Source organism: Parasphingorhabdus sp., assembly GCF_036963705.1.
Classification (GTDB): Bacteria; Pseudomonadota; Alphaproteobacteria; order Sphingomonadales; family Sphingomonadaceae; genus Parasphingorhabdus.
Map to the genome: position 1 here is coordinate 26,410 of NZ_JBALUT010000015.1, position 16,615 is coordinate 43,024.

A 16,615-nucleotide genomic window follows, 5' to 3' on the forward strand; every position below is an offset into this window, starting at 1 on the left:
TTTGCGCAAGCCGCGAATCGCCCTTGGTCGAAAAAAACCGGCACTGTGCAGAAAAGACGACAAATGTAGTCGATCGTCTCTCCGCGACGACTATTGACCGCGGAACTGGCGCAGATATTCATTGTCCGGCGATAGGACGAACGAACTTTGCGGACCGTCTGGACTGCTCGGCAGGAACGTCGTTTCATAGCTTTTCATGGCTCGATAGAAATCATAGAATTTCGGGTCCTTGCCAAAGCTTTCCGCATAGGTCCGTGCGGCACTCGCATCGGCTTCAGCACGAATGATCTGGGCTTGCTTTGCGCCTTGCGCACGAATGGTCCGGGCTTCCTGGTCACGCGCGGTCCGCATTCTTTCATAGGCGCTATCGAGCGGCGTGCCGTCGGGCAGATCGGCGCGCTTGATCCGCACGTCGACAATTTCCGCACCATATTGGCGTGCGACCCGGTTGAGACCAGCCTGGATATTGTTCATCACCTGGCCGCGTTCGGGGCTAAGCAAGGCGGCAAACGGACGTTTGCCAAGTTCGTTTCTGAGCGCAGAGCCCAGGATCGGGCGGAGTTCTTCCGAAACCCGCTCTTCGCTACCGGCCGCGATATACATGCGCAGCGGATCGGTGATCCGGAAGCGGGCAAAGGCATCGACTTGCAGACGAAGCTGGTCGGTCGAGAGCACTTGCTGCTGTTCCATCTCGACGTCGCGGATGCGCTTGTCGATCCACACGACCTGCTCGATAAATGGTATTTTAGGCAGCAGTCCGGCACCGGTCTGGCCAAATGGGACGCCGTTTTGGTAACGGTTGATGATACGAACCGGTTCACCAAAGCGGACAACCACACCCTGGCGGGTCTCCGGCACGATTATCAGCGTGTTCAGCAAGGTGAACAGGGCGGCGATAATGATCACGCCAAGCGCGACTGGGTTTTGGAAAATCCGGTTCATCATTTGCCCTCCACGGTTGTAATGGGCTGCTGCTGCGACCGTTTCTTCAATTCCGGCAATGCCAGGTAAGGAGTAACGCCTCTTGCTTCGATAACCGTCTTGTCGACCTTGGACAGGACACGCTCCATTGTTTCATAATACATACGTTGCCGCGTCACGGTCGGGGCCAGTCGATATTCCTCGTAAACCTTGTCAAAGGCTGCGGATTCGCCTTGCGCCTGAGCGGTGAGCTGCTGCGCATAAGCGCGGGCTTCGTTGAGATAGGTCTGCGCGGTCTGCTGAGCGGCAGACACTTCCTTGAAGGCATCATTGACCTTGGCAGGAGGATCGGCCTTTTTGATCGCGATGCCGCGAATGACAACACCGGCACCATAGCCATCGAGCAATTGCTGCATATTGCGTTCGACCTGCTGTTCGATTTCGGTCCGTTCCGAACCGATAGTGTCATCGAGAGTGAAATTGGCAACCGATGCGCGCATCGCGGCTTCGGCCACTTCCCTGATCGTTTCCTCAGGTTCGGCGATCTGGAAAAGGAATAGTTCAGGTGCCTTGATGTTCCAACGCACCGAATAAGCGAGATCGACGATATTCTGATCGCCGGTCAGGATCAGCTTTTCGGTTTCACCTTCGGGAATGTCGATTGTCCGAATCTCTTCGACATCAAGCTTTGTGACTTGTTCGAGCGGATTGGGGAGCGAGAAATGCAGACCAGGTTGCATGGTCCGGGAATAGGAACCCAAAGATGTAACCACGCCGCGTTGTTGCGGGCTGATGCGGTGGATACTGCTCAGCAGGACCCAGAGGATGATAAAGCCGATCAGCAGGACAGGCCACCAGGGACGTCCGCCGGGGCGCGTTGGCATGCCGCCCTTGAAGCCGCCGCCGGTGCCTTTTTTAAACAGTTCTTCAAGAGAGCCGGCGCCTTTGCGCCCGCCGCCGGAAGATCCGCCTGGCGGATTGCCCCATGGATTGCGGGGGCCGCCGCCATTGCCATTGCCACCATCATTACCGCCGCCGTCATTGCCCCAAGGGCCAGCCATGTTCAAGATTGAGCCCAAAATCGATCTGCGGCGCGCTTCGCCGTTAATATTATCATTCATAGGTTCTTTATAGGTAGCACGCCGCCAGAAAAACAGTGTCAATCCGAGAAAAGTGTAACTATGTCGATCCGATGACCGATATTTCCACAATCGAAGCAGCGCTGGACGCTGTTGCCAAAGGCCGTTTCAGCGCCGTAAAATTTTCCGAAGGCCGTATCTCTCTGGTGCTCAACGTCGGCGGACTGGATGTACGAGAGCGCGGCCAGATCGAGATTGCGGTGAAAGGCAAGCTGTTAGGGCTGGAGGGTGTCGAGAAAGTCGATGTCGCCATGACCGCAGAAAAAGTCGAGCGGCGGCTGATCGCCGTGGCCAGTGGCAAGGGCGGTGTTGGCAAGTCCACACTTTCCACCAATCTCGCGATTGCCATGCAGCGGCTAGGTCGCAAGGTCGGAATGGTCGATGCCGACATATATGGTCCGTCGCAGCCGCGACTGCTTCATTGTGAAGGAATGCGACCCGAAGCCGAAGGCAAGCAGTTGATCCCGGTGCCCAATGATTATGATGTGCCGGTGCTGTCGATGGGCCATCTGGCGAAACCCGGACAGGCAATTGCCTGGCGCGGACCGATGGCAGGCAAGGCGCTTGAGCAGCTGATCGATGCCCATTGGGGCGATGTCGAGGAACTGATCGTCGATATGCCACCCGGTACCGGCGATGTGCAACTTTCTATGATGCAAAATCACAAGCCGGTCGGCGCGGTGATTGTTTCGACGCCGCAGGATCTGGCCTTGATGGACGCAACCCGCGCGGTTGATCTGTTCAACCAGGCAAAGATTCCGATCATCGGCATGGTCGAGAATATGGCCGGCTATCAATGTCCGCACTGCGGCGAAGTGAGCGATCCTTTCGGTGCAGGCGGGGCGGAAGCCGCTGCCAAGACCATGGGCATGCCTTTTCTGGGAAGAATCCCGCTTGATATCGAGATCCGCAAGTCTAGCGATGGTGGCACGCCACCGGCGTGCACCGACGATGTCCACGGACAGGCGTTCCGCGATATTGCCAAAAAGCTCGCGACATGGTTGGATAATCAATAAACGATTGGAATGGCATCATGCTGCTGCAAAGCGATCAGGAAATAACCGAACTGCTGACCTCGACCAGACGCATCGCTCTGGTCGGCGCGTCCAATAAGCCGCAGCGCGCGAGCAACGAGGTTCTCAAGTTTCTGCTCGAGCAGGGCTATGATGTGATTCCGGTCAATCCGGTTCTTGCCGGTCAGTCCTTACATGGTGTGACAGTGGTTGGATCGCTGGCGGACATCGAGGGTGAAATCGATATGGTCGATATCTTCCGCAATTCCGAGGCTGCTGGTGATGTTGTCGATGAAGCCATCGCGGCGGGTGCCAAATCGGTGTGGATGCAGCTTGCCGTGATCAACAAACCAGCGGCTGCGCGCGCGACTTCTGCCGGTCTCGAGGTGGTCATGGACCGCTGTCCGAAAATTGAAATACCGCGTCTGGGCCTGCTAAAGGAACCCCATGACGGCTGATCCCGAAAGCGAACAGGTCGAAGAATCCGCCTCCGGATTTAATCGTCGCAAATTCCTGATCGGCGGAGCTGCCGGTGTTGGACTGGTGGTCGCTTGGGCGGTCTGGCCGCGCAGCTACGAGCCCAATGTCGCGGCGACCGAGAATGAACAGGTCTTTGGTGCCTTTCTGAAAATATCCGAAGACGGGCAGGTCATCGTGGTCGTGCCGCAAAGCGAAATGGGCCAGGGCGTCTATACCGTGTTGCCGCAAATATTGGCCGACGAACTTGGCGCTGACTGGCGCACGGTTGCGGTGGAACCGGCACCGATCAATCCATTATACAGCAACGGCTTGCTGGCCGAGCAGTGGGCTGAATCCCTGATGCCGGCAGGCGCCGGAAAGCTGGCGAAAAATGCCGCGCTTCAATGGATCACGCAAAATGTAACTCTCCGCGATCAGTTCATGGTGACGGCGGATTCAACCTCCATCCCTGGTTTCGCGGGAAGGTTTCGCGAAGCCGGCGCGGCAGCGCGGGTCTTGCTAACCAAGGCAGCGGCTGACCGGTGGGATGTGGCCTGGGAAACCTGCACGGTCGAAAATGGTGTCATTTCCAGTGGTGATAAAAAGCTGCGGTTCGGCGAATTGGTGCGAGAGGCAGCCTTGCTGCCTTTGCCCGATCCTGTGCCGCTCCGGCCGGCCGGCGAAGGCAATCTGATCGGGCAGGACGTGCCGCGGCTTGACCTGCCGAGCAAACTCGACGGTTCTGCCAATTTCGCCGGTGATATCCGGCTTCCCGATATGGTGTTCGCCGCTATCCGCCAAGGGCCGATCGGCGAAACCCGGCTGAAATCCTTTAAGCGCGGCGGAGCGAGTAAGATCACCGGCTTCATCGACGTTGTCGATGGCGGGACATGGATTGCGGCGGTGGCCACCAACTGGTGGGCTGCCAATCGGGCCCTCGACAAGATGAGCCCGGTTTTCGAAACCAAAGGCTTCATGGCCGATAGCGACAAAATCGACACGGCTTTGCGCGAGGCGCTGGAAGACGGCCCGGGGATACGCTTCGTGTCGCGCGGTGATACCAACGGCGTGTTTGACGACGATAATATCTATCGTGCTCGCTATCACGCCGATGCTGCGCTGCATGCGCCGATCGAGACGCGAACCGCTACGGCAGAATATAAGGATGGCGGACTGGAGCTCTGGATGGCCACCCAGGCACCGGTTGCGGCGGTTCAGACTGCTGCACGCGCGCTGGGTATCAGCCAGGATCGCGTGACGCTCTATCCGATGCTCAGTGGCGGGTCGTTCGACCGCAATCTCGACAATGATATCGCTGGACAGGTTGCTCTGATTGCCAAACAAATGGGGCGGCCGGTGCAGCTGGTCTGGTCCCGCGCTGAGGATATGATGCACGATCACTATCGGGCTCCGAGCCAGGCGCGATTTGATGCAGCGATGGCAAAGGCGGGACGCCTGGAGGCGCTACAGATCAAGATCGCCGCTCCACCCTCGGCGCGGGAACAGGTTAAGCGACTGTTTGACGGGATGGACCGGGTCGAAGCGATGCAGTCGACGATTGGTGAAGCCGACATCAAGGCAGTGGCCGGTCTCGAAGTGCCTTATGATATTCCCAATCTGACCGTGGATCACCATAGCGCTTTTGTAGGCGTGCCGACCGGGAACTGGCGCAGCAACGCCCATAGCAGCAATATATTCTACCTCGAATCGTTCATCGACGAACTGGCGGCCAAAGCCGGTATCGAGCCATTGTCGTTCCGAATGCAGATGATGAACAACCAGCCGAGACTGGCCCGCTGTCTGACTGGTGTCGCGGCCATGGCCGGATGGGATGGTGGCCTCGACAGCAGCGGTCAAGGCATCGCCTGTCACAGCATGCACGGCGGACATATCGCAGTGATCGTGAGCGCGAGCAGGGGGACTAGCGGTATGGAGGTTCGCCGGATTTCGGCAACGGTCGATATCGGCCGGATCATTCATCCCGATATCGCGAGGCAGCAGATCGAGGGCGGCATCGTATTCGGACTAGCGATGGCGCTGGGCAGCGCGACCCGCTTTCAGAATGGCTTGCCAACCGCCAGACGGCTCAGCGACCTTTCTTTGCCGCGACTGGCCGAAATCCCGCCGATCCAGATAGAATTTCTGCGAAGCGACGAAGAGCCGGTCGGCTATGAAGAACTCGGCGTACCGGCGGTAGCACCCGCGGTTGCCAATGCCTTATTCTCGGCAACCGGCACCAGGTTCCGGCAATTGCCCCTGTTCGGAGAAGTGTCGTGACCATGCGTAAAACAGGACCTCTGCCATCGGACCACCCGCCGGTTGCAGTCAAGAAAATCGGCGTTTTGCTGGTCAATCTCGGCACACCCGACGCGCCGGAGAAGAAAGCGGTCAAACGCTATCTCAAGGAATTTCTGTCGGACAAAAGGGTGGTGGAGATTCCCTCGATCATCTGGCAGCCGATTTTGCGCGGGATCATTCTCAACACTCGGCCGGCAAAATCCGCAGAAGCTTACAGCCTGGTATGGACCGAGGACGGTTCGCCGCTAGCTTTCTATACGCGCAAGCAGGCTGAAAAACTTGCCCCCAACATGGACGGCGTGATGGTCGACTGGGCGATGCGCTACGGCAATCCGAGCGTCAAAAGCCGCCTGGACGCGATGAAAGCGGCAGGCTGCGACCGCATATTGATCGCGCCGCTCTACCCGCAATATAGTGGTGCCACCACGGCCAGTGTCCATGATGCGGTGTTCGACGCAATCGCTGCCATGCGCTGGCAACCGGCGATCCGGCTGCTGCCGGCCTATCATGACGATCCAGCCTATATTGATGCGCTGGCAACCAGTCTCGAGCGCGATATAGCGGCGCTGGATTTTGTGCCGGATGCGATCGTCGCCAGCTTCCACGGTATGCCGCAGCGGACACTGGAACTGGGCGATCCCTATCATTGTCACTGCCGGAAAACCGCACGGCTATTGTCGGAGAAGATGGGCCGGGAGCTGGTCGTGGCTTTCCAGTCGCGCTTTGGCCGGGCAAAATGGCTGGAACCGGCGACCGACACAATGCTGGAGTCGCTGGCCGGGCAGGGGAAAAAGAATATCGCGATTTTCGCGCCGGGCTTCTCGAGCGATTGTCTGGAAACCTGCGAGGAACTGGCGATCAGGGGCAAGGAGCAATTCGAAGCGGGCGGCGGCGAGAAATTTGCCTATCTCCCTTGCCTCAATGACAGCGACATCGGCATCAAAATGCTGGAGACATTGGTGCGGCGGGAATTGTCCGGGTGGATCTAGAAAAGCCCGAAATCTTCCACCCGCCAGTCAAGCGCAGCATCACCATTGCCGCGCATCAAACCTCGATTTCCCTCGAACCTCTGTTCTGGGATTTGCTCAAAGCCGCCGCCGATCAGCGCGGTCTGCCGCTCAACGCATTGGTCGCAAGAATCGACGTCGAACGGATCACCGCGGCACAACCGCCGGGTCTCGCAACCGCCATCCGCTTGTGGCTGACCAATGATCTGCTTGGAAAAATCACCCAAGCCGACTAAGGGACGCCCATGAACGCTACCCTTCTTGTCATGGCAGGCGGTGCGATGGGTGCGGCGGGACGCTATCATCTCGGCCGACTTGTCTTCCATCTTGCTCCGTTGGGTTACCCCATCGGTACCTTGGTGGCCAATGTGACCGGTGGTTTCTTGATGGGTGTGTTGGCGGGGGTTTTGGCCCGCAGTAATTTTGTCGACGAGCCGTGGCGGCTATTGCTTGGTGTTGGCCTACTGGGCGGTTTTACAACTTTTTCGGCCTTTAGTTTGGAAGTTCTCAATATGATTGAGCGAAATGAATGGGGCATAGCCGTGGGCTATGCCTTGCTCTCTGTTGTCGGTTCGGTGCTGGCTCTGTTTGCGGGCCTGATGGCAGTTAGGGCACTGGCATGAGCGGTTTTGATCCCACAGCCGAAAGCGGCTCCGAGGAAGAAACGCCCCAGGGCTCGCCCAAGGAGCAGATGCAGGCGCTGAAGACACTTGATGTCCGGCAATTCACGGTTTCTCCCGATGATGACGATATCCGCGTCGACCGCTGGTTCAAACGTCATATGGAAGATGTGCCGTTCAACATCGTTTCGCGCTGGGCGCGGACCGGGCAGTTGCGGCTGGATGGCAAGCGAGTATCGCCGGGCGATCGCGTTCAGGCGGGACAAGTATTGCGCGTGCCGCCGCAGGAAATCGAGCGGCCGGGTCGCGTCGCCAAAGTGAAGACCGACTTGTCGCAGGACCAGATCGATTTCGTCCGCGAACTGGTGATTCACAAAGACAAGTCCGCGATCGTGGTCAACAAGCCTCCGGGCCTGGCGACTCAGGGCGGCAGCAAAACCACAACCCATCTCGACGGTTTGCTCGACGGGCTGACCTATGACGCGAAATCGCGGCCGAAGCTGGTCCATCGACTCGACAAGGACACCAGCGGCGTGATCCTGCTGGCGCGCTCCCCGGGCGCAGCGTCCTTTTTCTCCAAACGCTTTGCCGGTCGCGACGTGCGCAAGGTTTACTGGGCGATTGTCATGGGCGTGCCGGAGATTGCCGATGGCGTGATCGACCTGCCGCTTTCGAAACAGCCGGGCTCCGGCGGCGAGAAAATGCACGTCGATGAAGAGAATGGCCAGTCGGCCAAATCGCGCTACCGGATTATCGAACGGGCAGGCAACCGCGCTTGCTGGGTCGAATTGCAACCCCATAGCGGTCGCACCCATCAGTTGCGCGTGCACATGGCAGCGATCGGCCATCCGATTGTCGGCGACGGCAAATATGGCGGCAAGGACGCATTTCTGACCGGTGCGATCAGTCGCAAGATGCATTTGCACGCTCGGCGCCTGCGGATCGAACATCCCGACGGCCACAATCTCGACGTGACCGCTGACTTGCCAACGCATTTTGCGGAAACCATCGATAATCTCGGGCTTGATATGATCCTCGGCGATCTTCCCCTCGACGAGAAGAAGCCGGGCGGCAAAATGGTCCGCAAGCAGCAGGCCAAGGCCCACGCAAAAATGATTCGCAAGGACAAGCGGGGCGAACGTCGTGGCCGTGGCGAGACCGATGGCAAGCCGACCAAGGCGGGCAAGCCAACCAAGCGGGAACGCCCGAATGCCGGCAAGGCGACGCATAAGAAGAACATGCCGCACAAGGCAAAAGTCAAACAGGCTCTCCACAAGAAACCCAAATAATGCATCCCGATCCCGCCTTCCGATGGCCCAAATCTGCCAATGATCATCAGGACGCCGACGAGCGGGCTGCGCTCGAGGCGATGATTGCGGATATCGGATTCGGGATGGTCTTTGCCGAAACGCCGGATGGACCGCGCGTTGCTCATGTTCCGGTCTTTTCCACCGGCGATGGCGCGCTACAATTTCATCTGTCGCGCGGCAATGCCCTGACGAAGCATATTGCGAAGAACAAGGCGCTGTGCGTGATCAACGGTCCCGACGCCTATATCAGCCCGGACTGGTACGGGATCGACGATCAAGTGCCGACGTGGAATTATCTGGCTCTGGAGCTTGAAGGCACGGTCCGCCGGATGGAGCGCGAAGGCCTGATCAGCCTGCTCGACGACCTGTCCGCCCGGAATGAAGCGAAGCTGGCTCCCAAAAAACCGTGGCATCGGGACAAGATGGACCCGGAAAAATTCGACAAGATGGTCGACGCGATTATCGGCTTCGAAATGGAAATATTGGCCTGGCGTCCAACCGCCAAGCTTGGCCAGAACAAACCGGCTGCGGTGCGGGAAAGCGCCGCTGCGGCGCTGGATGCCACCGGTCGCCGCGCGATCGCCCATTTGATGAAGGAATTCAGCGCAAGATGACCAACAAGCTCGCCCTGTTCGATTGCGACGGCACTATGGTCGACAGCCAGGCCAATATTTGCGCCTCGATGGATCAGGCCTTTGAAAAGCACGGTCTGGTCCCGCCGGACCACCATCTGGTGCGCCGGATCGTCGGTCTCAGCCTGATGGAAGCGGTGGCGCAATTGCACCCCGAAGGCGATCAGCAGATCGTCGCCGCGGTGACCCAATCCTATAAGGACGGTTTCGTCGAACTGCGCCAGGCGGGAGGGGTTCACGAACCGCTTTATGACGGTTTGCTCGAGATACTGGAAGAGTTGGAGGCATCTGGCTGGGTCCTCGGCGTAGCCACCGGAAAATCGGATCGCGGTCTTCGCCATGTGCTGGAAACCCACGGGCTTTCGGACCGTTTTGTGACGCTGCAGACCGCCGACCGGCATCCGTCGAAGCCGCATCCGGCGATGGTCGAGCTTGCGATCGCCGAAGCCGGCGCCTCGCCCGAGACCACGGCGATGATCGGCGATACCAGCTTCGATATGGAAATGGCGGTCAATGCCAAAGTCCGCGCGGTCGGGGTCGACTGGGGCTATCATGACGAGCATGAGCTGATTAGCGCGGGCGCGGAAGTGGTGGCCGCGACGATGGCGGATTTGAACGGAATATTGAACCGATGAGCAACCCTATCGACGACCAGCCGGAATATATCCCCGATCCGGTGAAGGAAAAACAGGCGAAGGCCGTGCATTTCTTGGTCAGTATCGTCCGTTTGCTTGGCGTTGTGCTGGTGATGCTCGGACTGGCGATCGTGCTCGACCGCCTGCCACCGGTTCCTCCGCTCGCGGGCTATCCGCTGATCTTTTTGGGCATGGCCCAGATGTGGGCGGCGCCGGTATGGATCATCCGCAAATATATTCGCGCCCGCGTGGCCGAAGAAGAAATGGCCAAAGCGGCGGAAAGCACGGAAAAACAGTGAAACGCTTTTACAAGGACGTATCGGTTTCCCCGGTGGGCGACGCCTTTGCCATCTCGCTCGACGGTCGTCCGATGAAGACACCCCAGCGCAATCCTCTGGCCGTGCCGCTATCCGGTCTTGCCGATGCAATTGCCGAAGAATGGGCGGCGCAACGTGAGGATATCATTCCCGCATCGATGCCGCTGACCGGTCTGGCGCAGGGCGCGCTGGATCAGGTGGATAACGAACGTCCCCGGATAATCTCCCGGATCGCCGCCTATGCCGACAGCGACATGCTCTACTATCGTGCTGATGAAGGTCAGCAGGCGCTGATCGACCATCAGGCCGAACATTGGGACCCGCTGCTCGACTGGGCGCGGCAACGCTATGATGTTGGTTTCAATCTGATCCACGGCATCCGATATGAGGCGCAGCCGGAAGAAACGATCACGCGTCTGACCAATGTGGTCGAGGCGCAGGATGGATTTACCGTCGCGGCGATGCTGTCGCTTGTCGGCCTGTCCGGCTCGTTAATTGCCACATTGGGGCTTGTTGAACAGACCCACGATAGCGAGACGCTTTGGCCAATCGTCAATCTGGAAGAGCTTTGGCAGGAGCAGCAATGGGGCCGTGACGATGTGGCCGTTGCCATGCGCAATCTCAAGCAGGCCGAATTTGAAGCGGCTGCCCGCTTTCTTGATCTTTCGCGCCGTTAGTTTTTCCCTTCGCTCCGTTTTTCCGTTAAAGGGCTGAAACTGTAACGGAGACTGCATGACAACCGATTCCACTCTATGCGCCACGCCAGCCGAAGCCGTGGCCTTGCTTGAAAAACTTTACGCGGAACAAATCGCTGTCACGGCGACACGCTTTGCCCGCTATGCGACATCGAAATTGTCCCAGGATGATCGCCAGCAGGGTCTTTACCCGCAGATCAGTGTCCAGATTCCGGCCGATCAGGCGACCGAAACCAGCCATCTGGCATCTGGTCATCTAGCCGATATCAACACCTACCGGACGACGATAACCGAACCGAAATTATACCGTCTCTATCTGCTCGACCAGCTGGAACGTATCCACACGACCTTCACCGCTAAAATCTGGGTCGGTCTGTCCGACACGCCGATACCGCTGGCCTTTGCGCTCGAGGATGCCGGTGCCGGTCTTGACCGGGCGAAGAAGGAAAAGCTGCCCAATTATTTCCACACCCCCAATCTGGTCAAAACCAATGACGAAATCGTCGACGGCGGCCAGATATTCCAGGGCGAGGAAGCTTCCGCGCTGGCCTTGTTCACCGCCGAGCGGGTCGACTATTCGCTCCACCGGATCCGCCATTATTGCGCGACTGCGCCCGAGCATTTCCAGCCCTTCATCCTGTTCACCAACTATCAGCGCTATGTGGACGAGTTCATCGAACATGGTCTGGCCGAAGTGACATCCGGCAAAGCCTCCATGCTGGTCGAACCGGGGAACCGGATCACCGGTCAGGATGGCAAGCCCTCTGCCCCGCCCATCGCCAAACCACCGCAAATGCCGGCCTATCATCTGGTCCGCAGCGACGGTCGTCCCGGCGTGACCCTGGTCAATATCGGCGTCGGTCCGAGCAATGCCAAGACGATCACCGATCATCTCGCGGTGCTCCGCCCGCATGTCTGGCTGATGATCGGCCATTGCGGTGCGCTCCGCCGGACCCAGCGGCTCGGCGACTATGTGCTTGCCCACGCTTATTTGCGCGACGACAATGTGCTTGATGATGTGCTGCCGCCGAGCATCCCGCTGCCGACAATTGCCGAGGTGCAACTGGCGCTGACCCAGGCGGTGCAGGAAGAAACCGGCATCGACAAATCCAAGCTCAAACAGCAATTGCGCACCGGCACCGTCGTCACCACCGGCGACCGCAACTGGGAGCTGCGTTTTGAGCAGATTGCCAAGCGTCTCAACCAGTCCCGCGCCATCGCGATCGATATGGAATCGGCAACGGTTGCAGCCAACGGCTACCGCTACCGCGTACCTTACGGGACGCTGCTATGCGCCTCGGACAAGCCGCTGCACGGCGAGATCAAGCTGCCCGGCATGGCGGATGCTTTCTATCAGGAACGCGTCGGCCAGCATCTCGCGATCGGGCTGCGGGCGATTGATCTGCTGGCGAAAGAGGCGGAAGCAGGGACGCTGCATAGTCGCAAGCTGCGCAGTTTCGGCGAGCCGTTGTTCAGGTAGGATATCATCCTCTCCCCTTGAGGGAGAGGATACCAAAGCCTTGGCATCTTGATGCCTAGGCGACGTTGGAGAGGCCGCGGCTTGGCGCCACCCCTCACCGAATCCGGCTAACCTCCTTCGCTAAAGCTCAGGCGCGAAGTCTCCGTTGTTCTCTCCCCTTGTGATATAGTAACATATATGTTACCAATAAGTATGAGAGTCGAGCAATATGTGATGGCGGCAGGCGACTGTCCTTTTGCCGATTGGTTTGACGGACTCGACACGCAGGCAGCGTTGAAGTTCCGCACGGCGGTTGCTAGAATGGAATCTGGCAATCTGGGCGATATCAAGCCGGTCGGTTCCGGCGTTTCGGAGCGTCGTATCAATTTTGGCCCCGGCTATCGGATATATTTCGGCAAGGATGGTGACACTCTGGTGCTGCTGCTGACCGGCGGTACCAAAAAACGCCAGCAAAAAGACGTTGATCAGGCGCAAGCGCTTTGGTCGGACTATAGGAAACGGAAAAGGAAAGCAGGCTAGCCATGGCATTGACCCGCAGCTTCAAAGACACAGTAAAGGCCCGCGCTGATCGCGATCCGGTCTTTCGTATAGGCTTGTTCCAAGAGGCGATGAATGCCTTCATGGACGGCGATGTTGAAACCGGAAAGATCGTCCTGCGTGACTATGTCAATGCCACGGTCGGCTTTGAAAAGCTTGGAAAGGAACTCGACAAGAGTCCTAAAAATTTGATGCGGATGTTGAGCGCCAAAGGCAATCCGCGCACGGATAATCTCTTTGCGGTTCTTGCGCATTTGAAGGCGCAGGAGAAAGTCAGTTTGACGTTTGAGGCGGTGGACTAGGAAGCGGTTGTTTTGAGGATATCAGCTGCTTGCCATAGCATGACAAGCTATGGCCTCAACCTCTTCACCTATCCCTCACACCCTCATCCTCCGCGCTCACCGACCGCATCTCGCCGCGGGCTTGCCAGACTACCTGCCCGCCGCCGCTGATCGCCAGCGCCGCCAGTAGGCCGGCGACCGCCAGATCGGGATAGGCGCTTCCGGTCTGGAACACGCCGAATGCCGCGATCATTACCGCGACGTTGCCGATCGCGTCGTTGCGCGAACATATCCAGACCGAGCGCATATTCGCGTCCCCGGTGCGGAAGCGATAAAGCAGCAAGGCGACGCCGACATTGGCGACCAGAGCCATCGCGCCGACGATGCCCATCATTTCGGCATGCGGCGCGGTGCCGTTGATGAAAGCCAGGATCGCCGTCACCAGCACCCAGAGCCCGAAGGCGAGCAGCGTCAGTCCTTTCAGAAAGGCAGTGCGCGCACGCCAGGTCAGGGCCATGCCGGCCACCACCAGACTGATCGCGTAATTGGCGCTGTCGCCGAAGAAATCGAGCGCATCGGCCTGAAGCGCGCGGGAATCCGCTGCCGCACCGGCTGCAAATTCGAAGATGAACATGCCCGCATTGACCGCCAGCGCTATCCACAAAGCCAGCCGCCAGCGCGGATCATTGAGAGAGGCCTGATCGTCCGCTCCGCTTCCACAACAATTTCCGGCCATCAAATTTCCCTAGACATTTTGTGATTCGTTCCTAGCTATGCACCCTGTAGTAACTATAGGGTCAAGCGATGAAAATTGGGGAACTGGCAAAGGCGACGGGCACGAAGGTCGAAACCGTCCGCTATTATGAAGCGTCCGGACTGTTGCCAAAGCCGGCGAGGACGCAGGCCAATTACCGTGACTATGAGCTGTCCCATCTCGAACGATTGATGTTCATAAGACGGTCGCGGGACCTGGGCTTCACACTGAAATCGGTCCGCGAACTGCTGACGCTGGCTGATGATGACGAGGAATCATGCGATGCGGTGGATGAAGTCGCGTCGGCGCATCTTCTCGCGGTCGAACAGAAAATTGCCGACCTTACCGCGTTGCGTGACCAATTGGCGCTGCTGTTGCAATGTTCGGGGGACGGCACGGTCGGTGACTGCCGGATCATTTCGTCCCTGGCTTCGATAACGCTGGTGAATATCCGCGAGCAAGCAAAAGGCCCACAAGGGAACGGCTAGCGAATAGAGATTGTTTCGCCGAGAAGGCAGCGGTTCCACCAGGCTTCTCCGTACCCCGTCAGGGCGCGCTGGCCAACAGATCTACGGGTTAAAATCCTCGCGATATTGCGACATGATGTTCAGCAGCTCGCTGGTGCCGTCGGAAGTGATCCGTACGTTGCCGTCATCAACTTCCACCAGGCCTTTGGCGACCATCAGGTTCAGATATCTGACCGTGATGGAGCTGCCGCTGGAGATATATTCTGACAGGCTCTCCATATCGAGCGGCGCGCCATCATTTGCGTGCAATGCGAATAGAATATCGAGGCACGGCGCCGCCGGGAGATTTAGATTGTCGAAAAAATGCTTGGATATCTGCCGACGGGTATGGGCGACAGTCCGTACAAAACGGTCAAGCTGTTTGGCGGAGAGATCGGTCAACGGGCTTCACCGACCACTGGTTCCATGATTGTCATTACCGATTTCATATCTGCAGCCTCGTTATTTTGCCCCATTGCTCGAGGGTAGAGAATTAACGCTTCATTCGCGTGTTTCAATCGGCTCGATATAGCATAGCTCCTGCCACCGAAAGGCGTCACGCGTAAAATAATGTATCCTCGGTCTGAACGGTCCTTGCCGCGATTCTGCTGTTGGCCTAACAGGCTGCCAAATCAAGGGACGTTCGGACCAGCTTGTTCTATTTGAATATAAAGCAAATTTCCCCGAACGATCATGCGCCAGAGAGAGTTTATGAGGATCGACCAAAGAGACGAAATATCTGATATGGTCGATGCGCTAAACCGGATGCTTCTTCGGCTGGACGAATCGGGAGAAATGATCGCGGCGCTGAGAATAGCCGAGGCCATCGAAGCCCTGCAGCTGTCAGATTCTCGCGATCGTACAAACTGAGGTCAGTTAAGCTGCGCCGTCCCCCGAACGGACTATTGCCTGTTGGGGGGCGAACGATTCCGGAGATGTTGCGATAGTCATCCCTCTCTTCGTTAAACCCCCAGAGCCGCTGCCGCTTCTCTGATCCGCTTCGCTTCCGCTCCGTCATTCTTGAACGCTTTCAAGCCACGCTCCAGCGCCTGCTTTGCCTGCACCGTCTGGCCGAGTTGCATGCGGCTGCGGATCAGCATGATCCAGCCATTGGCGTCATTGGGATTGGCTGTCAGGCGTTTGTCCAGCCCGTCGACCATGCCGGCGATCATTGCTTCCTGTTGGCCAGCGGGCAAAGCGGCTGCTTCTTTCATTTGCTGACGGCTGGGGCCGGGGATCGCGGCTGTGGCGGTGGCCGGACCGGTGGTGGTGATGCCGCCGGTCGGTGCAGCGGGCGCAGCCTTGGCGAGGCGTGCGGCGACATCAATGCCTTCATTCTTGGCGACCTGACCGATCACGCGGCGGATATCGGTGGCATAAGGCGCGTCGGCGGGCGTGTCTTCGAGTAGAGTGAACCAGTCATCGATCGCGCCTTCGTGATCGCCGGAAATGTCTTTCTGCACCGCCAGAAAATAGCGAGCGCGCGGGTCCTTCTTGTCATATTTCAGGGCATTGCGGAAGGCCTGGGCGGCGTCGGCCGGCACTTGCTGGCCATCGCTCGACATGACCAAAGCCTCGCCCAGCATCGACCAATATTCCGGATTGTCGGGATCGAGCGTGGTCGCGCGCTTCATTGCGGTCGCCGATTCGGGGAATTTTCCTGTCTCGAAATAGCTCCATCCCAGCATCCGCCAGCTTTCAGCGTCGTCAGGGCTTTCCTGCAGCTTCTTTTCTAGCCCGGCGATGACCTCGTCAACGCTTGGCGCTTCCTCGGATTCGTCAGCGCCACCGGCGAGAGACACGTCCGAGCCGGAACCATCGTTCATGCTGCGATAAACCTGTACGGCGATCGCGCCGAGCGCGAGTAAAGCCGCTATTATCAGAGCGATACGGTTGATGTTCATCGATGAACCTGTTGCTGCCATGATCTATTCCCAAGCTATTTCTTGTCGCTATATCTGTGCGCAGAGATACGGAGCCGTTCGCTGCCTGACAAGCGCCGAGATGGTTG

21 protein-coding genes are annotated in these 16,615 nt (G+C 58.3%); 16 read left to right on the plus strand and 5 right to left on the minus strand.

Annotation, left to right across the window (positions count from 1 at the left end; genetic code table 11):
* Positions 1 to 90 precede the first annotated feature (90 nt).
* Together hflC and hflK are read right to left on the minus strand one after the other, a co-directional pair.
* Entirely contained in the window at positions 91 to 942 is an 852-nt protein-coding gene (gene hflC / locus V7680_RS05505; protein ID WP_335652315.1) for a protease modulator HflC, read from the minus strand.
* The gene (hflK, locus tag V7680_RS05510) at positions 942 to 1,982 is read right to left on the minus strand and encodes an FtsH protease activity modulator HflK (RefSeq protein ID WP_335652316.1); all 1,041 of its coding nucleotides are present in this window, start codon (positions 1,980 to 1,982) and stop codon (positions 942 to 944) included. Before hflK ends, hflC begins: the two co-directional genes overlap by 1 nt.
* A 131-nt stretch (positions 1,983 to 2,113) precedes the next feature.
* Here hflK and V7680_RS05515 point away from each other — a divergent pair, with 131 nt between their 5' ends.
* The 14 genes from V7680_RS05515 to V7680_RS05580 all read left to right on the plus strand — a co-directional run bounded on the left by V7680_RS05515 (position 2,114) and on the right by V7680_RS05580 (position 13,365).
* Entirely contained in the window at positions 2,114 to 3,076 is a 963-nt protein-coding gene (locus tag V7680_RS05515) for an Mrp/NBP35 family ATP-binding protein (protein WP_335652286.1), read from the plus strand.
* A 17-nt stretch (positions 3,077 to 3,093) separates the two neighbouring features.
* The gene (locus V7680_RS05520) at positions 3,094 to 3,531 is read left to right on the plus strand and encodes a CoA-binding protein (RefSeq protein WP_335652287.1); all 438 of its coding nucleotides are present in this window, start codon (positions 3,094 to 3,096) and stop codon (positions 3,529 to 3,531) included.
* Positions 3,521 to 5,809, plus strand: coding sequence for a xanthine dehydrogenase family protein molybdopterin-binding subunit (locus V7680_RS05525; RefSeq protein WP_335652288.1), 2,289 nt, complete (start codon positions 3,521 to 3,523; stop codon positions 5,807 to 5,809). The genes V7680_RS05520 and V7680_RS05525 overlap by 11 nt, the downstream gene beginning before the upstream one ends.
* Before the next feature lie 2 nt (positions 5,810 to 5,811).
* On the plus strand, positions 5,812 to 6,819 hold the full coding sequence (gene hemH / locus V7680_RS05530; RefSeq protein WP_335652317.1) for a ferrochelatase: 1,008 nt from the start codon (positions 5,812 to 5,814) through the stop codon (positions 6,817 to 6,819).
* Complete coding sequence (locus V7680_RS05535) at positions 6,810 to 7,073, plus strand: ribbon-helix-helix domain-containing protein (RefSeq protein WP_335652289.1); 264 nt, start codon at positions 6,810 to 6,812, stop codon at positions 7,071 to 7,073. Before hemH ends, V7680_RS05535 begins: the two co-directional genes overlap by 10 nt.
* Before the next feature lie 9 nt (positions 7,074 to 7,082).
* Positions 7,083 to 7,460, plus strand: coding sequence for a fluoride efflux transporter CrcB (gene crcB / locus V7680_RS05540; protein WP_335652290.1), 378 nt, complete (start codon positions 7,083 to 7,085; stop codon positions 7,458 to 7,460).
* Between the two features lie 68 nt (positions 7,461 to 7,528).
* Positions 7,529 to 8,746 (plus strand): RluA family pseudouridine synthase, encoded by a 1,218-nt coding sequence (locus tag V7680_RS05545; protein WP_335652318.1) that lies wholly within the window; start codon positions 7,529 to 7,531, stop codon positions 8,744 to 8,746.
* Entirely contained in the window at positions 8,746 to 9,381 is a 636-nt protein-coding gene (locus V7680_RS05550; RefSeq protein WP_335652291.1) for an FMN-binding negative transcriptional regulator, read from the plus strand. Before V7680_RS05545 ends, V7680_RS05550 begins: the two co-directional genes overlap by 1 nt.
* Positions 9,378 to 10,034 carry an HAD-IA family hydrolase gene (locus V7680_RS05555; RefSeq protein ID WP_335652292.1) on the plus strand — a complete coding sequence of 219 codons (657 nt, stop codon included), beginning with the start codon at positions 9,378 to 9,380 and terminating at the stop codon, positions 10,032 to 10,034. Before V7680_RS05550 ends, V7680_RS05555 begins: the two co-directional genes overlap by 4 nt.
* The gene (locus tag V7680_RS05560) at positions 10,031 to 10,333 is read left to right on the plus strand and encodes a hypothetical protein (RefSeq protein ID WP_335652293.1); all 303 of its coding nucleotides are present in this window, start codon (positions 10,031 to 10,033) and stop codon (positions 10,331 to 10,333) included. The genes V7680_RS05555 and V7680_RS05560 overlap by 4 nt, the downstream gene beginning before the upstream one ends.
* Positions 10,330 to 11,028, plus strand: coding sequence for an ATP12 family chaperone protein (locus V7680_RS05565; protein WP_335652294.1), 699 nt, complete (start codon positions 10,330 to 10,332; stop codon positions 11,026 to 11,028). The genes V7680_RS05560 and V7680_RS05565 overlap by 4 nt, the downstream gene beginning before the upstream one ends.
* Before the next feature lie 55 nt (positions 11,029 to 11,083).
* Positions 11,084 to 12,526 carry an AMP nucleosidase gene (locus V7680_RS05570; protein ID WP_335652295.1) on the plus strand — a complete coding sequence of 481 codons (1,443 nt, stop codon included), beginning with the start codon at positions 11,084 to 11,086 and terminating at the stop codon, positions 12,524 to 12,526.
* 177 nt (positions 12,527 to 12,703) lie between these two features.
* On the plus strand, positions 12,704 to 13,045 hold the full coding sequence (locus tag V7680_RS05575; protein ID WP_335652296.1) for a type II toxin-antitoxin system RelE/ParE family toxin: 342 nt from the start codon (positions 12,704 to 12,706) through the stop codon (positions 13,043 to 13,045).
* A gap of 2 nt (positions 13,046 to 13,047) precedes the next feature.
* Positions 13,048 to 13,365, plus strand: a complete 318-nt coding sequence (locus V7680_RS05580) for a helix-turn-helix domain-containing transcriptional regulator (RefSeq protein WP_335652297.1) — start codon at positions 13,048 to 13,050, stop codon at positions 13,363 to 13,365.
* Positions 13,366 to 13,429: 64 nt separating this feature from the next.
* On the opposite strand, the gene V7680_RS05585 is transcribed toward V7680_RS05580, so the two are convergent.
* Positions 13,430 to 14,080 (minus strand): cation transporter, encoded by a 651-nt coding sequence (locus V7680_RS05585; RefSeq protein WP_335652298.1) that lies wholly within the window; start codon positions 14,078 to 14,080, stop codon positions 13,430 to 13,432.
* Positions 14,081 to 14,148: 68 nt separating this feature from the next.
* Between V7680_RS05585 and V7680_RS05590 the strand changes: the two genes are divergently transcribed.
* Positions 14,149 to 14,586: a MerR family transcriptional regulator gene (locus tag V7680_RS05590; protein ID WP_335652299.1), complete on the plus strand. Its 438-nt coding sequence runs from the start codon at positions 14,149 to 14,151 to the stop codon at positions 14,584 to 14,586.
* A gap of 81 nt (positions 14,587 to 14,667) precedes the next feature.
* On the opposite strand, the gene V7680_RS05595 is transcribed toward V7680_RS05590, so the two are convergent.
* Positions 14,668 to 15,006, minus strand: coding sequence for a hypothetical protein (locus V7680_RS05595; protein WP_335652300.1), 339 nt, complete (start codon positions 15,004 to 15,006; stop codon positions 14,668 to 14,670).
* Positions 15,007 to 15,315: 309 nt separating this feature from the next.
* Between V7680_RS05595 and V7680_RS05600 the strand changes: the two genes are divergently transcribed.
* Positions 15,316 to 15,474 carry a hypothetical protein gene (locus tag V7680_RS05600; protein ID WP_335652301.1) on the plus strand — a complete coding sequence of 53 codons (159 nt, stop codon included), beginning with the start codon at positions 15,316 to 15,318 and terminating at the stop codon, positions 15,472 to 15,474.
* 92 nt (positions 15,475 to 15,566) lie between these two features.
* Here V7680_RS05600 and V7680_RS05605 read toward each other — a convergent pair whose 3' ends face one another.
* Positions 15,567 to 16,529 carry a tetratricopeptide repeat protein gene (locus V7680_RS05605; protein WP_335652302.1) on the minus strand — a complete coding sequence of 321 codons (963 nt, stop codon included), beginning with the start codon at positions 16,527 to 16,529 and terminating at the stop codon, positions 15,567 to 15,569.
* Between the last annotated feature and the right edge of the window lie 86 nt (positions 16,530 to 16,615).

Coding starts and splice junctions, on each gene's coding strand:
- hflC (WP_335652315.1), bottom strand. CDS start 942: ATGAACCGGATTTTCCAAAACCCAGTCGCGCTTGGCGTGATCATTATC.
- hflK (WP_335652316.1), bottom strand. CDS start 1,982: ATGGCTGGCCCTTGGGGCAATGACGGCGGCGGTAATGATGGTGGCAAT.
- V7680_RS05515 (WP_335652286.1), top strand. CDS start 2,114: ATGACCGATATTTCCACAATCGAAGCAGCGCTGGACGCTGTTGCCAAA.
- V7680_RS05520 (WP_335652287.1), top strand. CDS start 3,094: ATGCTGCTGCAAAGCGATCAGGAAATAACCGAACTGCTGACCTCGACC.
- V7680_RS05525 (WP_335652288.1), top strand. CDS start 3,521: ATGACGGCTGATCCCGAAAGCGAACAGGTCGAAGAATCCGCCTCCGGA.
- hemH (WP_335652317.1), top strand. CDS start 5,812: ATGCGTAAAACAGGACCTCTGCCATCGGACCACCCGCCGGTTGCAGTC.
- crcB (WP_335652290.1), top strand. CDS start 7,083: ATGAACGCTACCCTTCTTGTCATGGCAGGCGGTGCGATGGGTGCGGCG.
- V7680_RS05545 (WP_335652318.1), top strand. CDS start 7,529: ATGCAGGCGCTGAAGACACTTGATGTCCGGCAATTCACGGTTTCTCCC.
- V7680_RS05550 (WP_335652291.1), top strand. CDS start 8,746: ATGCATCCCGATCCCGCCTTCCGATGGCCCAAATCTGCCAATGATCAT.
- V7680_RS05555 (WP_335652292.1), top strand. CDS start 9,378: ATGACCAACAAGCTCGCCCTGTTCGATTGCGACGGCACTATGGTCGAC.
- V7680_RS05560 (WP_335652293.1), top strand. CDS start 10,031: ATGAGCAACCCTATCGACGACCAGCCGGAATATATCCCCGATCCGGTG.
- V7680_RS05570 (WP_335652295.1), top strand. CDS start 11,084: ATGACAACCGATTCCACTCTATGCGCCACGCCAGCCGAAGCCGTGGCC.
- V7680_RS05575 (WP_335652296.1), top strand. CDS start 12,704: ATGTTACCAATAAGTATGAGAGTCGAGCAATATGTGATGGCGGCAGGC.
- V7680_RS05580 (WP_335652297.1), top strand. CDS start 13,048: ATGGCATTGACCCGCAGCTTCAAAGACACAGTAAAGGCCCGCGCTGAT.
- V7680_RS05585 (WP_335652298.1), bottom strand. CDS start 14,080: ATGGCCGGAAATTGTTGTGGAAGCGGAGCGGACGATCAGGCCTCTCTC.
- V7680_RS05590 (WP_335652299.1), top strand. CDS start 14,149: ATGAAAATTGGGGAACTGGCAAAGGCGACGGGCACGAAGGTCGAAACC.
- V7680_RS05600 (WP_335652301.1), top strand. CDS start 15,316: ATGAGGATCGACCAAAGAGACGAAATATCTGATATGGTCGATGCGCTA.
- V7680_RS05605 (WP_335652302.1), bottom strand. CDS start 16,529: ATGGCAGCAACAGGTTCATCGATGAACATCAACCGTATCGCTCTGATA.